This window comes from Glutamicibacter nicotianae (assembly GCF_006539525.1).
Lineage (GTDB): Bacteria > Actinomycetota > Actinomycetes > Actinomycetales > Micrococcaceae > Glutamicibacter > Glutamicibacter nicotianae.
Map to the genome: position 1 here is coordinate 585,725 of NZ_BJNE01000001.1, position 16,422 is coordinate 602,146.

At 60.9% G+C, this 16,422-nt stretch carries 8 protein-coding genes; 7 read left to right on the forward strand and 1 reads right to left on the reverse strand.

Annotated elements, in window-relative coordinates; translation table 11 throughout:
- Window positions 1-178: 178 nt before the first annotated feature.
- Window positions 179-1,849, forward strand: a complete 1,671-nt coding sequence (locus ANI01nite_RS02660; protein WP_141355771.1) for a hypothetical protein — start codon at window positions 179-181, stop codon at window positions 1,847-1,849.
- 257 nt (window positions 1,850-2,106) lie between these two features.
- Here the strand turns inward: ANI01nite_RS02660 and ANI01nite_RS02665 are convergent, their stop codons facing one another.
- Window positions 2,107-9,627 (reverse strand): prealbumin-like fold domain-containing protein, encoded by a 7,521-nt coding sequence (locus ANI01nite_RS02665; RefSeq protein ID WP_141355773.1) that lies wholly within the window; start codon window positions 9,625-9,627, stop codon window positions 2,107-2,109.
- Between ANI01nite_RS02665 and ANI01nite_RS02670 the strand changes: the two genes are divergently transcribed.
- The 6 genes from ANI01nite_RS02670 to ANI01nite_RS02695 all read left to right on the forward strand — a co-directional run bounded on the left by ANI01nite_RS02670 (window position 9,617) and on the right by ANI01nite_RS02695 (window position 16,406).
- On the forward strand, window positions 9,617-10,072 hold the full coding sequence (locus tag ANI01nite_RS02670; RefSeq protein ID WP_141355775.1) for a hypothetical protein: 456 nt from the start codon (window positions 9,617-9,619) through the stop codon (window positions 10,070-10,072). The genes ANI01nite_RS02665 and ANI01nite_RS02670 overlap by 11 nt on opposite strands.
- A 776-nt stretch (window positions 10,073-10,848) precedes the next feature.
- Entirely contained in the window at window positions 10,849-11,928 is a 1,080-nt protein-coding gene (locus ANI01nite_RS02675) for an efflux RND transporter periplasmic adaptor subunit (protein WP_141355777.1), read from the forward strand.
- Window positions 11,918-12,625 carry an ABC transporter ATP-binding protein gene (locus tag ANI01nite_RS02680; RefSeq protein ID WP_141355779.1) on the forward strand — a complete coding sequence of 236 codons (708 nt, stop codon included), beginning with the start codon at window positions 11,918-11,920 and terminating at the stop codon, window positions 12,623-12,625. The genes ANI01nite_RS02675 and ANI01nite_RS02680 overlap by 11 nt, the downstream gene beginning before the upstream one ends.
- A complete protein-coding gene (locus ANI01nite_RS02685) occupies window positions 12,622-13,857 on the forward strand; it encodes an ABC transporter permease (protein ID WP_141355781.1) in 1,236 nt (411 codons plus the stop codon). Before ANI01nite_RS02680 ends, ANI01nite_RS02685 begins: the two co-directional genes overlap by 4 nt.
- A 387-nt stretch (window positions 13,858-14,244) precedes the next feature.
- Window positions 14,245-15,747, forward strand: a complete 1,503-nt coding sequence (locus tag ANI01nite_RS02690) for a fumarylacetoacetate hydrolase family protein (RefSeq protein ID WP_141355783.1) — start codon at window positions 14,245-14,247, stop codon at window positions 15,745-15,747.
- Window positions 15,747-16,406, forward strand: a complete 660-nt coding sequence (locus tag ANI01nite_RS02695) for a GntR family transcriptional regulator (RefSeq protein WP_141355785.1) — start codon at window positions 15,747-15,749, stop codon at window positions 16,404-16,406. Before ANI01nite_RS02690 ends, ANI01nite_RS02695 begins: the two co-directional genes overlap by 1 nt.
- The last annotated feature ends 16 nt before the right edge of the window (window positions 16,407-16,422 follow it).

Here is a 16,422-nt window from a genome sequence, read left to right on the forward strand (position 1 = left end):
TGCATTTCAACGACGCGCCCACCTGCCAACGGCGACTACAGACTAATCGAAACGTGGCATCTTCATTTGACCGCGCTGATTTTCAAGCTCATCATCTGCTTGCTCAAAGCAACATTTCTGATGCGCGACATAGCGACAGATAGACTGCTGTTGTCTTCACTTGGCCTCAATTACTTGCTTGAGCCTTGCAACTTGCCATCATGAACCACTTCCGCAGAAAGCCCATTTCATGCCTATCCCAGAAGTTCCCGCACCCGATAATCCAGAATTCATTGGAAACAATGCATCGAGCTCCGAGTTGGCCTCACAAGCATCCGATATCGCATTGCTGGAGGTTGGTGACGGATATGCGATGCTTTTCGCTGATCATGCTCCAAAAGACGTTGATCTCCTCGGCTTCGACTTGCTGGGGCAGAATGCAAGCCAAAGCATGTTTGACCACTTCTCTACTGCAACCGGAGTAGGAAACCTGGCTGCTGTTGGCTTATCCGCATTGCCCCAACTTCAGGGACTTGTCCGCCTTGCTCCGGAATCATTGCATATATTGAACCAATCAGGTAATACGCTGATGCAGTCCGCAGGCCAGAGCATGGGCACGATAGTGAATAGCAGTGGAACCATCGTTGCACAAGCTCGATTCCTGCCCGCAGGAATAGCTCCGGCGGGTGCTCTTGGACCGGTAGCTGCTCCAGCAATGGTCCTTTTGGCCATTCAGCTCCAACTGGCTTCCATCTCGCGCAAAGTCGACGAGAACATCGAGCTAACACGAGACGTGTTGCGTGCAATCCACGAGGATCAGTGGGCCACCTTGATCGGATTGCATGAAACCAGTATTCGTGCGCTCCAGGAGGCAGACGCCGCCGGAACCGTCAACAATCATATCTTCGCCCCATTGGCTACTCGCGAAGCAGATCTGCGCAAGTGCCGAAAGTTGTTCGTCGACTTCGTGCGGAATCATGTCAAGCACCTCGCCGATGATGCCAAATCACGACGAAGCTATATCAAGCAAAATTTTGACCAGATCATCGCCGACTCCCACGGCATGTTAATGGCTGAGTTCGCTTGGTACCGCGCTCAGGTACTTCGCGGAGTCCTCATCAGCCGGGACTCGGAGGAATCAGAGGCCAACGATCGATTGCTTTCCCATCATGTCGAGGAAACGAATTCTGCGCATGAAGAAGCAATGGGTGAAGTCATCAAGTTGCTCGCAGAAGTTGAAAGTCACGTGCGCTTACTCGCGCTCCTGCCTGCTGCTCGAAGTCTTCCATTCACTGGTAAGCGCCGCAGCTTAGACGACGCGCTCAAGATGGCGGATGCGCTGGCAACTACAGTGTCTGACTTACGCAACCAGCTACACTCTGGACGAGATAAATTGGCACCAGCGGTTCCAGTCTTCAAGGAAGGCATGCCAGACAAGCTTGCAGACATTCTTACCTGGGCGCTCCCGGAAAATGCCCAGCTGTTGGCCTTGGCGGATGCGAATCAAGAAAAGCTACTCACCAACAACGTTTACCTCGGAATTACCAGTGATTCCTTCTTTGTCGCAGACCAGAGCGATCTCAACAAAGAAGGCGCCATTGAAAATGTAGTTCCCCTGGCAGATGTCCGTTACGTGCGATTCGCGGAACGGACGAAAAAGGGCCCCAAACTGGACGTCATAACCAGGGACGAGAATTACTCGTTTACTTTTGATTCTTGGGCGGCCGAAGGTGCAGCGCTTGAAGCTACTCAGCGAATGGCAAACATCTTTGCTAGCACCATGAACCTTCCCGCCGAAGAGCAACGGACGGATCCGCTGTTGGTGCCCAGCTTGGAAGGTAAAGCCGTTCAGGACCAGATCGAGTCGTAGGTCTATTCCGCCGACGGTCGGAAGTTACGTTCCGCTTCGGCCGAACCAGCAGGATTAGCATCAACGAACGGTTCACTCGCGACGCTCTCCGAATTAGTTTTGACCGCGACGTCCGCCTGGCGCACTGAACGAAGCAGGCCCGGACCTCTTATGCAAATTCGAGGTCCGGGCCTGCTCTGTTCATTCAGCATCAGCCCCTCACGCCGAATGCCGGCCCTGCCCCGAAAGGCAGGACCGGCATCCAGCTGGCGCACGGACTATGGGTTCCGGCGACGGTACCGAAGCAGGATCAATGCTCCGGCGATAATCACCATCCCTGCAGCCCCTGCCAGCCACAACGTGCCCTGGTCAAGGCCGGTTGCTGCGAGCGGTGCTGGCGGGGCAGGTGGTGCTGCCGGCGCTGGCGGTGCCGGAGGAGCTGGCGGTGCCGGTGGCGCTGCCTGCGGAGCCTCGGAGCAAACTTCCACGTCCGCCGAATCCGAATTGTTCGAGTCCTCGCCGGATGCCTCCGGGATTATCGCGGTATTCGTCATCGTCCGGCACTTGCCGGCAATGCCGTCCAAGACCAGTTCGTACGTGAACTTCTTGCTCTGCTCTTCGGCCTTGACCTTGCCCAGTTCCCGTGGATTCTCGGGATTCGTGTAGTCATCGAAGACCGTCACCATCTCATCGGTGGCCGATGCCGCTTCGAACTCCAACGGAGCCTTGGCACTGACCGTCTGCGTGGTTCCTTCCACGTCGGTCCAGCTGGCGTTCACCGTGTTCTCGTGGCCGGTGTAATCGGCCTCGGGAACCGGGGATTCGAAGGAGCAGCTGTACTTCACGGTCCGGGTCTCCCCGGCCAGGAGCATCAGCTTCCCATCCGCCAATCCTTCGATGGAGCAGGTGGCCCCTTCGATGGACAGCTTGTCTTCGAGGAGCACTTGCGTGTCCTTGAAGTCATTCGGGTTGGCCACGGTGATCTCACCGGTGACGGTGAAGTCCTGGTCTTCGTAGCCCTCCAGGTTTGCCTCGACCGTGTATTCGGCCGTGGCTTGCCCATCCGGTTCAACCTCGAACTTCGTTTCCTTCGCATCCTTGCGGATCGACCAGTCGTAGTCCCTGGCGTACTGGGCGTCGGCGCTCTTGGCGATCATCAGTCCCTGCTCGATGCACAGTTGCAGGTCCACCGAGGATTCGTCCTTGCCGTTGCCGTCAGTTTCCTCGTGCACTGCCGCGGTATTGATGTATACCGTGCAGGTACCCGCTTCGGGCTCCAATACCTGTTCGTATTCGAACTGCATTGGCGCTTGCGGGACATGGACTACCCCGAGCACCTTCGGTTCGGCCTCAGGATCCATCATGTCATCGGTGACCGTCACCGATTCGTCCGTGACTGCATCGATCGTGAAGTCGATCGGTGCTTCGGCACGCACCTCGCGGTCATCGAAGGTGGCAATCACGGTGTTGACCGCTCCCTCGAAGGCATCGGTGGTGAGCCAGCTGGCCAGTTCGCATTCATACCGGGCCCCCAAGTTCTCCCCGGCATCGAGCACGACCTGCAATCCAGCTGCCGCTTCATCGGCATCCTCCGCATCGATCCGGCAGCTGGTGCCAGCGGTATCGATCCGGTCTTCCAAGGTGGCGGTGATGGAACCGAACTCATTCGGGTTCTGCACCATCACTTCACCGGACAGCCGCAAATTCTGCTCGGCGACTGCAGTGTTGCGAGCTTCCACCCAGTAGTGCGCGGTGAACGTGCCATCCTCATTCTGCGTGAGCTTGCTCTGGTCGATCCGCTTCTCTACCTCCCATTCGTAATCCAGGTCCACCAGCCCCTGTGCGGTCTTCTGCAGGCCCAGGGCCTTCTGGCCGCAGAGAGTCACGGTGGTCGAGTCCTCGGCCCCGGTCTGCTTGATCACCGCGGTATTGGTGAACTCCGTGCAGGTGCCGGCTTCGGCCTGGTGGCGCAGGGTGTAGTCGAAGTCGATCGGGGTGCCTTCGGCATTCCAGATCGCTTCGCCCAGCACTACCGGCGACTCGGGGTTGGTCTTGTCATCGATGACGGTGACCTGCTTGTCGGTTTCGGCATCCAGCAGGTAGTCCACCGGCGCGGTGGCCGTGGCCATCGAATCCTCGCCCCAGGTAGCCGTGACGGTGTTGCTGCCGCTGAGCTCATCCGGGGTGCCCGAGCAGCTGTAGGGCAGCTGCACCGTGGCGCCGACCCCGTCGCCGCCCACCGGAACCGCGACTTGCAGGCCCTCGGTTTGCGGATCGGCATCCTCGGCATCGATGGTGCACGTCACCCCTTCGATGCTGATCTCGTCGGTGATGGTGGCCACCGTCGAGGCCGATGCGAAGCGGTTCGGATTCACCAGCACGATCATGCCGTGCACTTCATGCCCGGAATCCTCCGAACCATCCGGAATGGCCGATACCGTGTAGGAGAAGTCGGCGGTGCCGTCTTCGGCCACGGTGACCTCGGTTCGATCGGCCTTCTTCTCAAGATCCCAGAAGTAGGTCCGGTCGAAGCTGGCTTCGGCGTCCTTGGTGAGCATCAGGTCGAGCAGGCCGCACAGCTGCACGGTCGCGTCATCCCGCGGATCCTCACCCGCATCGATATCAACCCAGGCGGTGTTCGTGTAGCTCATGCATTCGCCGGCGGGAGCATCATGCTCCAGCTGGTATTCGATGAGCACCGGCGAATCGTCGATGTCCACGGTGCCAAGCAGCACCGGTTCCTCGGGATTCGTCTGGTCATCCCAGATCTCGACCTCGCGGTCTATTTCCGCGTCAAGGGCGAACTCGATCGGCACCTGCGTGCTCGATGCCCGGTCATCGCCCCAGCTGGCCGTGGCGGTGTTGGTGCCGCCGCTGTAGGAGCCGGGGTCGACTCCTGCCGAGACATCGCAGCTGTAGCCGACGGTGATCGTGCCGTTGGCCGGGATGCTCACCAGCGATTCCGAGGTGGTGCAGGTGATGCCTTCCAGATCGACCACGTCCTGGATGGTGGCATCGATGCCGGTGTACTGGTTCGGGTTGGTGATGGTGATCTTCCCTTCCAGCACCCATCCCGAATCCTCGTGCCCGGTGTTCTCCACCTTGACCACGTAGTCCACCGGCTCGCTGGCCGCACCGTCCGTGGTGATCTTCTCGTCCTGGCCTTCGGCCAGCGACTTCTCGATTTGCCACTGGTAGGTGCGGTCATACTGGGCGTCAACGGTCTTGCTGATTTCCAGGGCCGCCTCGCGGCAGGCCTCGGCGAGCGCATTGTCCGTCGCGGTGAAGCCGTCATCGCCGGTGAGCGTGGCGACGTTCTCGAAGACCTGGCAGGTGCCTGCCTCGTCCACGGTCCACGTCACCGAGTAGTCCCGGCTTTGCGGCCCATCGGAGACGTCCACGATCCATGCCGGATCGAACTCGTGGGCGCTGTCGGTGATGGTTGCCGTGTCATTCAGCGGCGTCTGGGTCCAGTCGACTTCCGAGATCTCCACGGTATCCGAGTCCTGGCTGTTGACCGTGCTCAGCGCCTGGGCATCCCAATCCACGGTGGCGGTATTGCTGCCGTCGTAGTCAGGCTGGGATTCGAAGGTGCACGAGTAGGTCATCACCCATTCGGCCCCTGCCGGGATCACCGTCTGGAAGCCGGCTTGCTCGGCGGACATGTCCGCCACCGCTTCACCGCGCACCCCGGTGATCGTGCAGGCCACGTCCCCGCCGACATCGGCGAAGTCCTGCACCGTAACCGGCGCGTCCTGCCAGTCGTTCGGGTTGCTGAGCGTGATTTCTCCGCTCATCGCCCAGTTGCCGTCCTCGTGGCCCTCGGGGGTCACGGTGATCCGGTAGTTCGCCGTGACCTCGCCGGTATTCGGGTTGGCTGCCAGCGGCTGGCCGGAGAGCAGTTCCTTGTCCAGCGACCAGAGGTAGGAGCGGTCGAAGGAGGTGACAACGTTCTTCGCGATATCAAGATCCGCGCCGGCGCACACCGTGGTGCTGGCCGAGTCCGTGTTCTCTTCGCCCTCGCCGGTGGCCTCGTCGAGCACCGCGGTGTTGGTGTACTCGGTGCAGGTTCCGGCAACGCCCTGCAGTTCCAGGACGTATTCGAAGGCCTTCGGCGATTCCTCGGCGGTGGCGGTGCCGAGCACGACTTCCTGGCCCTCGACGGTCTGGTCATCGGTGATGGTGACTTCGCCGTCGGTCAGCTTCGATTGCTCGAAGCCGAAGCCGACTTCCGTTTCGGCCTGGCGTTCCTGGCCCCAGCTCACCGTTGCGGTATTCGTGTACTGCGCGGTGATGTCGGTGCCGGCTGGCACCTGGCAGTCGTAGTCGAGCGTGATGCTTTCCCCGTCCGCCAGCACGACCTGGAAACCGTCCGCATTCTCATCCGCGTCGGTGCCGCCGATGGTGCAGGTGGCTGAAGGGATGGAGAGCACGTCGGCGACCGTGGCCGTCAGTTCCCCGACTTGCGTATTCGGGTTGCTGATGGTGATGGTTCCTGACACCTGCTTCGCGCTGTCCTGCGCCGCGCCGGCGGTGGCCACTACCGTGTAGTGCGCGGTGACCGTGCCGTCGCCGGCGACGGTGAACTCGCTCTGGTCCACCTGCTTCTCCAGCGACCAGTCATAGTCGCGTTCGTAGCTGGCGTCCACGTCCTTCGTGATGACCAGATTCTTCTGGTCGCAGATGGACACGTCCTGCGAGTCCTCGATGTCCTCGCCAGTCAGATCCACCCAGGCGGTGTTCGTGAAGACCAGGCATTCATCGCGTGGCACTTCATAGGTGATCTGGTAGCTGAAGCTCTTTGGAGCGTCGGCGTAGTTCACCGTGCCCAGCAGTACCGGGTCGCCGGATGGATCAGCCTGGTCATCCCAGACGTCGACGGTTGCATCGGTGGTCTCATCGAGGGTGAATTCGATGGGCACCGGCTGGCTTTCAGCCTGCAGCCCATCGCCCCAGGTGACAATCGCCGAATTGGTGTGGCCGGTGTAGTCGGCCTCGGCAACGGCCGATGCATCGCAGGTGTAGTCCACGGTGATCGAGTCGCCGCGCGGCACCACTTGCTGCATGCCCGCCATGCCCGGATTCGAGTCCTCGGCCACGATGGTGCAGGCGGCCGAGAGGGTGTTCTCGTCGCTGATCGTCACTTCGAGATCTTCGAAGTCGTTGGGATTATTCACGGTAATGGATCCGGAAAGCTGCTGCCCGGAATCCTCATAGCCGGTGTTGTCCACCAGCAACGTGTAATCGACGGTAGCTGTTCCGTCTTCCTCGACCACGACATCTGGCCGCTGGCCTTCGGCCAGCTGCTTGTCGATGCTCCACAGGTAGGTGCGGTCATAACTGGCCGTCGCGTCCTTGGTAACGGTCAGGCCTGCCTGGCGGCATGCCTCGACCTCGGCGTCATCGCTCTTGACCAGCTGGTTGCTGCCGGTGATCGTGGCGGTGTTCATGAAGCTCTGGCACGTGCCTGCTTCGTCCACGGTCCAGGTGTATGAATAGGTCCTGGTCTGCGGGCCATCGGAGTAGCTGATGGTCCAGGCCGGATCGAACTCATGCAGCGGATCGGTGACGGTCACCGTCTCGTTCAGCGGTGTCTGCGTCCAGTCGTCCGCATCGACGTCAACCACCTTGGTTGCGTTGGCTGACGGAGTGGACGCTTCGCTGGCTGACCAGGTGACCTCGGCGGTATTGCTGCCTTCATAGTTCGGCTGCGATTCAAAGGTGCAGCTGTAGGTGAAGGTCAGCGTTTCGGAGGCATCCAGAGTCGCCTGGAAGCCCGGAGCGGCCGGATCGGCATCCATCGTGTCCGGGTCGTCGACAATGCCGACCACCTGGCAGGTGGCGTCGCCGCCCACATCGACCTGGTCGGTGACGGTCACGTCAACCGATTGCCAATCGTTGGGGTTGGTTACGGTGATGGTTCCGCTCATGGCCCAGTCGCTGTCCGTGTAGCTTTCGGGAGTGACGGTGACCGAGTACTCGGCGGTGAATTCGCCGGTTTCAGGATCCGCGGTGAACGGCTGCTCGCCCAGGGCATTCTTGACGATGCTCCAGTCGTAGCTGCGGTTGAAGCTGGAGACGACCAGCTTCTCGATGCTCAGGTCCTGGCCGATGCAGATTTCCACCGTGGCATCATCGGTCAGTGTTTCCCCGTCATCCGTGGCGAGGCTGGCGATGTTCTTGTAGTCGGTGCATTGGCCGAGCACGCCATCCCATTCGATGGTGTAGGCGAAGGTCTTCGGACTGTCAGCTACCGTGACCGTGTTGCCGCCCTCGATGCCCGACAGGTCGAATTCGCTATCGGTGACAGTTACTTCGTCATCCGTCACCGTTGGCGAAACCTCCGCGAAGTCGTAGCCGGCCGAGGCGCTGGCCTGGCCATCGGTGCCGTAGTAGTCCTCCGCGTCCCAGGTTGCCGTGACCGTGTTGGTGCCGGCGCTGCCGGCGCTGGTTCCCTCGGGCAGGTCGCATTCGTAAGTGAAGGACGTCTCGCCTGGCTGTATGGTCAGCGGGTTGGTGATCGGCGATCCGCCAGCGGAAATGACGCAGTTGGCGCCGTCGAGCTGGTCGACCAGGGAAACCCCTGTCATCGCCGTATCATTCGGGTTGTTCACGGTGATGGTGCCGGACAACTCGAAGTTGCTGTCCTGGGCCTCGCTGGCGGTGGCGACCACGTTGTAGTCGACCTCCACTCCGGTGGCCGTCGCCTCTACCGTGGCTTCCTGGCCTTCGGCCAAGGACTTGACCAGATCCCAGTCGTAGTCGCGGTCATAGGATGCCTGGACATCCTTTTGGAGCGTGAGCTCCTCATAGGTGGTCTTCGTATTGGTGAAAGTACAAGTGACTTCATCATTGTCGACCAACTCGAAGGTGATGGAAGTCCCGCTGCGAATTGCGGCGGCACCGGTGCAGGTGATATCAGACAGAGTCCATCCCGCTGGCAGGCTGTTCTCTGTAACGGTTACCGTGGATGGAGCCACGGTGTAGGTGACGCTGCTTGGCAGGTCCGCACCTGTATCTGAATCCGCGCTGTCATCGAGGTTGAATGAAGTCGAGTCGCCGAAGCGGTCCTCAGCGAGCGTGAACGCGAAGTCCGTGCCGTCGGCAGGTACTGCGTCCTTGATGATGGTCACGAAGCCCGCTTGGACCGCACCTGCCTGAATCTGGTTGTCCCGTTGGCCAACGGACTTGCAATTCAGCGATGAAATCACGACGTGATACGGTGACCCGTTGATCGACGAAGCGCCAGTGCCCGGCCCGTGATCCAGTTCGGAGGCGATATGCGCATCGAAGAGCAGAGTGACGTCTGATTCTTCGCCTTCGGCTCCGTCGACCCACAGCGTGATATAGACGGTGTCGACGCGGTCATCCCCGCTCCCCTCGACAACGGTCCAGCCCGTGATCTCGGCCCCCGTAGCGGATTGGTTGAGCAGATAGTCGTAGGCCCACTTGCCGGCCTGCTTGACCTGGTACTTGATGACCAGCTCATTCTCGCCTGCTGGCAACGTCATCTCGACGCGCTGGTGCACGACGCCGCCTTCATAGAGGCCGTCGTGCACGTTGCCGTTGGCATAGTCCGGCATCTCGTCTGACTTCTGCATGAAGGTGTCGACCGAACCCTCGCCTGCGTTGTACTCGCAGGTTACCGGTTCCCCTGGCTCTAGGGCCGCGGCAGCAAGCGGCTCGCGGGCCGCTGCCGAAGACTCGGCAGACTCTTCCGATTCCGAAACTTCGGCCTTCGGCTGCGCAAGTTTCGGCGAAGCCGTGTCCTTCAGCTTCTTTTCCTGCTTGGGTGCCACCGATTCCACACGTTCGGATTTAGGTGCTGGTTTCGTGGTTTCCGCTGATTTTGGCTGGTCTGGCTTCTCAGATTCTGGTGCAGGTGCCGGGTCCGGCTCGAGTTCGGCTACTGCATCTTTGTCAGGAGCCGATGCCTTGGTACGATTTTCTGCTTCAGCAGCTGGCGATTCCTCCGCCGTGGTTGCCTCTGAAGATTCCTCAGCTTCGACCGCTGTTTCCTCTGTGGACTTCGTGTCCACGGCGGCTGCGGAGTCCTCCGATTCAGTTGCCGGCTGTGTGGCCGCGGTTTCTTCCCCAACAGAAGTTTCGGCGGCAACTGCCATGCCCGGAATGGTCATGACAAAACACAAGGAAATTGACGAAATTATCGCCAAAAATGGCTTTAAAGATCCTTTTAAAATAGTTTTGCGGCGTGAATTTGGCACAAAAGTGCCACGCCTTTGATGCCTAGACATTTCTCCCCCATACAAGAATGTCCAGAGTGGATCGCGCGGCGTGTAAGTGCGATCCACCCGAAAAAGAGCGAGCGGTAGTAAGGCTCTGACCTCAGATAATAAAAGCCTGGCCTAAGATGCAGCCACCCCATGTGGCTCAACTGCTCAGGATAAGTTCCCCAATGCATCTAAAGATGCGAAATGAATGCGAGTGTTTCAATTCGTCTTTAAATCCCCCAATTCAAGACAACGATATGCCGACATCCTACGCCGGGATCCAGATTTTTACCAGCAGTTAGAGGGAAATAATTTTGGCACAGAATGAAGCAAATGATGCACTTCTTCCTCTGTGGATTAAACCGTCTTGTCATCCCCGCTATTCTCGATCCTGGCACTGTCCGAACACCGGAATCGCGCGGTCGGGACATCCAGATCGACCCCATTTAACGGTGCACGCCATACCGCGGGGCCATGTCTGGTTCCGCTGCGCGCAGGGCTCCCAGCGTCACCTGTTCCGTGATCCCTGCTGCGCCCGGAGGAAGGCTGGGAGTTCAGCGTGCCAATCGCCTTTGGAGGCCCCATGGCAATCGACGCCACGGCGCTCCGCACAGGGCGCCTCGCGCGCAACGAACTCAAATACACCCTTCGATCAGTAACTTGACTAGCGGGTCTGACTAGCAAAGTAAAAATACATCTCAATCTGATAAAGGTTACGCGTTTCTCTTGATTAGGCTTGGAGGTTGCAGTTGGCTCGGGTAATTTTTGTATGGTGAAAAGAGCAACTCTATGAGCCAACGCCGCGCGTTCCGCCGCGTTTTCCTTCCCGCTGCCTGGCTGGTCATCGGCGCCTTGATCGCCGTCAGCCTCGTGAAGCTCGCGTTTGCCGGCGGTACTTCCGCCGCCGACGACGACCTGTTCCCCACCGGAGAAATCCCAGCCGAGACCGTTTTTGCCGAAAAAGCAACGGTCGAGAACAAGCTGACCATCCCCGGAACCATCAGGCTCACCGAATCCAAAGAGCTGAACGCTCCCGTGGACGGCGTCGTCAACTGGGCCTTCGTCAAACCGGGTGACAATGTCTCCCTTGGCGACCGCATCTTCCAAGTCCGCACAGAGTCTCAGCCTGAAGTCGCTGAAGCCAGCGTCTCGGACACCGAGAGTTCCGAAGGCGAAGAGCTGCCCCTGGAAACTGCTCCCATCGTGAAGTACCACGATGTCTACGCATCGGCCACCGGCAAGGTAGGCGCTTTCCAGATCGAGATTGGCGATGATGTCACCAAGGGCACGGGCCTCGGCTCCATCCAGCCGCAGGAATTCCTGGCGGCCGGTTCGATCGATCCGCTGGATCGCTACCGCCTGATGGACGAAACCCTCGAAGCAACGATCACTATTGACGGCGGGCCGGAGCCCTTCACGTGCAAGGATCTGTCTGTCGGGGACAGCGCGTCGAAGAAATCCAACGCCAGCACGCAGGACCAGGATATGGAATCGTCCATGGATCCAATGGCCACCGGCGAATCCCCGGAGAGCTCTTCAAGCAGCGAGATTTCTTGTGCTGTTCCAGCTGACGTCGTGGTCTTTGATGGGCTGAGCATGAACATGGAAATCGATGCTGGCACCGTTGAGGATGCAGTGACTGTACCGGTATCGGCAGTTCGCGGCTTGGTTGGCCAGGGCGCGGTGTGGAAGCTGGATGAGAACGGCAAGGAAATCCGCACCGAAGTAGAGCTGGGCGTGACCGATGGAAAGATCATCGATGTGGTTTCCGGGCTGAAGGACGAGACCGAAATCCTTCGGTTCGTCCCGGGATCCACCCCGGCGCCAGGTGAAATGATGCAGATGGAGCCCTACCCAGATGAGTGGTGAGCCATTGCTGAAGCTCGAGGACGTCACCCGCAGCGTCCGGCTGCCCGATGACAGCGAGCTGCACATCCTCAACGGGATCGATCTCACCGTATCCGAGGGAGACCACATAGCCATCGTCGGACGTTCGGGCACCGGGAAGTCCACGTTGCTGAACATCCTGGGCCTGCTTGATCGTCCGACCAGCGGCAGCCTGCTGTGGCGCGGCAAGGATGCCGCCCGGCTGAGCGCCAAGCAGGCTGCTCATGCCCGCGGCCGCGACCTCGGGTTCGTCTTCCAGCAGTTCAACCTCCTGCCCGGACGCACTGCGCTGGAGAATGTCATGGCTCCGCTGATGTATGCCAGCGGCCGCGATTTCTGGAATCGGCGCAAGCTGGCCACCGAGGCGCTGGAACGCGTGGGACTGGGCGGACGCCTGGATTCCATGCCGCAGACTCTCTCGGGTGGCGAGCAGCAGCGCGTGGCGATTGCCCGCGCGCTGGTGCGGCGCCCTCGCGTGGTGCTCGCCGATGAGCCCACCGGCGCATTGGACGTCAGCACTGGACGTGCCGTCATGGAACTGCTGGATTCCGCCACGGTTGATTCGGGCGCGGCCCTGATCACCATCACGCACGACAGCAACGTGGCAGCCCTGGCGCGCGAGCAGTTCCGCCTCGATTCAGGGCGGCTGCATCCGCTCAGTGAGGTGGTGGTGCCTTGAACGCCCTTGCACGCCTGGCCACCGGATTTGCCGCAGCATTGCTGGAGGCGTGGCAGGAACTGCGCATCCACAAATTGCGGGTGCTGCTCTCCTTGATCGGCGTGACCGTTGCCGTGGCATCGCTGACCACCGCCCTGGCCGGCGCCGGCATGGCCCGGCAGATGATGACCGAAACCCTTGAACGCGACGGCCGTCCCGCAATGATCACCACCTATGCCTTCGATGCACGCTCGGATGGGGGTCCGCAGGGCGATGATTCGGTGGCGCAGGCTTTCGAGAAGACCAGCGCGCGCTTCAAAATCGACTACACCACGATGATCGGCCGCAGCTACGACCAACAGGTTGTATCCCAGGGCGTTGCCCTGGACGCGGAAACCCTGGTGGTCGAACCGGATTACGCCCCGATGCATCGGCTTGTCATGACCGAAGGGCGCTGGCTGGAATCCGAGGATGCGCAAAATCTGTCACCCGCCGTGGTGGTTGACCAGAACATCATCAGGGAATTGGGGCTGGAAGGCCAGCAGCTGCCATTCACCGTCGACTTGGTGAGCAACGGCAACGCCGTCTCCGTCACGGTCATCGGCACGTCCAGCTCCCGATCCTTCGGGATGTCCGGCCAGCTGTGGATGCTGCCGGCCACCTATGAGCACTGGTTTTCGGAGCGCGCCCCGCTGAATGAGGTGTCCTACAAGATGTGGGTGCCTATCGAGGGATCCGAGGAGCTGGCCATGCACTTTGGCCAGCAGATGCAGGCCGAGCTTCCGGGCTATACCGTCGATTCCCATCGCGAGGATTACCTGATGTGGGGTGCTGATGAAAGCCTGAAGCAGTTGGCATTGGTGGTTTCCGGCATTGCTGTGATCATCTTGCTGCTTGGTTCGCTGAGCCTGCTGAATGTTTCCATGGTGACCATGAAGCAACGCATCCGCGAAGTTGGCATCCGCCGCAGCTTCGGCGCCACCACCGGCCGGGTTTTCTTCTCGGTCATGATGGAGAGCGTGGTAGCCACCGCGGTGGCCGGCGGCCTGGGCGTGCTGATCTCGGTAGCCCTGGTTTCCAATGAGAGCCTGCTGAACATGGTGCTCGCTACCGAGCTGGACCAGATGCCGCCCTTCCCGCTCGATGCCGCACTGCTAGGCATGGGAGTCTCCGTAGCGGTGGGTGCCCTCACCGGCGTGCTCCCAGCGCTGGTGGCAGCACGTGTGAAGATCGTGGATGCCATTCGCGTCTAGGCCACGGTCTGCACTGCCAGTTGAGTAACTGAATAGCACGAAGCGTTGGCCGGGGAATTCTCTCCGGCCAGCGCCGTTTTTAACGCGGCTTTCAACCTTTAAGGGTCCCTATCGGAATACCGGATCCGCCGGTCCCCGGCCTCCGAAAGGCATTCCTGTCGGCAATTGTGCGCTATCGTACATTCAATCTGATTCCCAGATTTCGTCGATTCCGGAAAACTTTCGACTGCGCCAAATTTCCTGTGATTCCGCGGATTTTCCGCCCTGCCTCGCGGGCGTTTCGAAAGATTCCCGCGTCCCGCTTGACACCGTCTGAGATTGGGAGCACACTGATCGTATACGATTTGATGTACGAGATGATGTTCGACGAAAGCAGGCCGATCAACGGTGAGCAATATTGTCCCAGTAACCGAAGAGACCTTCGCGCAGGCAGGCAAGATCCTGGCCGTACACCTGAGCTACTCCTCGCGTGCGGCGCAGCGTGGACGCACCCCGAAGTTCCCCAGCTACTTCATGAAGGCCACCAGCTCGCTGGCCGCCAGCGGTTCCACCGTGGAACGCCCTGCCGGCACCGAGCTGCTCGCCTTCGAGGGCGAAATCGCACTGATCATCGGCAAGGCCGCCCGCCGCGTCTCGGTTGAGGACGCCTGGAGCTACGTCGGACAGGTCACCGCATCGAACGACCTGGGCGTGCACGACATGAAGTACGCGGACAAGGGCTCGAACATCCGCTCGAAGTCCGGCGACGGCTACACCCCGGTCGGCCCCAACGCGCTGGATGCTTCCACCCTGGATCCTGCCAAGCTCCGCGTGCAGACCTGGGTCAACGGCCAGCTCGCCCAGGATGCCGACACCTCCGAACTGCTTTTCTCGCTTGCCACCATCGTCGCCGACCTGTCCCAGCAGATGACCCTGCAGCCAGGCGATATCATCCTCACCGGCACCCCGGCCGGCTCCACCGTCTTCTTCCCGGGCGACGTCGTCGAGGTCGAGGTCACCGACCTGGTTTCCGGAGCATCCACCGGCAAGCTGAAGACCACCGCCGCCGAGGGCACCGAAGCCTTCGCCGCATTCGGCAACCAGCCAAAGGTCACCGACAAGGACAAGGAAGACGCCTACGGCGATCGCGAGACCGCCGGCATGGAACCCCTGATTACCGGCAAGTCGGTGCTGACCGACAAGGTCCGCGAGCAGCTGGCCTCGGTCGCCACCGCCACCCTGTCCGCCACCCTGCGCAAGCGCGGGTTGAACAACGTGAACATCGAGGTTCCCGGTGCCACCAAGGGCATGCAGCGCGTGATCGGCACCGCCCGGACCCTGCGCTACATCCCGAACCGCGAGGACCTGTTCAAGGCCCACGGCGGCGGCTACAACATGCAGAAGCAGTCCATCGACTCGCTCAAGGACGGCGAAATCCTGGTCATGGAAGCCCGCGGCGAGACGGGTTCGGCCACCCTGGGCGACATCCTGGCCCTGCGCTCCCAGCAGCTCGGTGCCGCCGGCATCATCTCCGATGGCGGCGTGCGCGACCTGGACGCGGTATCCAACCTTCAGATCCCGGTCTTCTACAACGGCGCCCACCCGGCAGTGCTCGGCCGCAAGCACGTGGCCTGGGACAAGGACATCACCGTGGCCTGCGGCGGCGTGTCCGTGCAGCCGGGCGACGTGATCGTGGCCGACTCCGATGGCATCGTGGTCATCCCGCCAGCCATGGTGGCCGAGGTGGCCGCCGAGGCAGCGGTGACCGAGTCCAATGACGAATTCATCTTCGCCATGGTCAAGCGAGGCCACGGCATCGAGGGCCTGTTCCCGATGAACGCCGAGTGGAAGGCCAAGTACAACGCCTGGAAGGACGCAGGCAGCCCGGATCTGGACTCATGGTCGCTGTAATGACCGCATCCAAGTCCGAGGCAGCCTACCAGCTGGTTTCCGAGCGCATCGTCAACGGGGCATACTCCCCCGGCTACCGGCTGGTGCTGGGCACCATCGCCGATGAGCTGGGCTGCTCCGTGGTCCCGGTGCGCGAAGCGATCCGCCGGCTGGAGGCCGAAGGGCTGGTCCACTTCACCCGAAACGTCGGGGCGACGGTGGCCCACGTGGATTCCACGCTCTACCTGCACACCATGCAAACGCTGATGATCATCGAGCCGGCCGCCACCGCGCTGGCCGCCGATGCCATGGACGCCAAGTGGCTGGCCAAGGCGCGGGCGCTGAACGAGAGTATGCGCCAATGCCTGGAGGATTTCGACCCGGTGTCCTTCACGCGAATGAACACCGAATTCCACCAGCTGCTCTACGGCCAGTGCCCCAACCCGCACATCCTGGACCTGGTCCAGCGCGGATGGCGGCGGCTGGCGGCGATGCGTGCGAGCTCCTTCACGCACATCCCGAACCGGGCCCGCGCCTCGGTTGAGGAACACGAGAAGCTGCTGGATCTGATTGCCGATCACGCCACCCCGGCGCAGATCGAGGCCGCGGCGCGCGAGCACCGCGCCCACACCCTGAACGCCTACCTCAAGGCTGCCGGCATGGCACCGAGCGCCATCTAGCCGGCAGCCCCTGCAC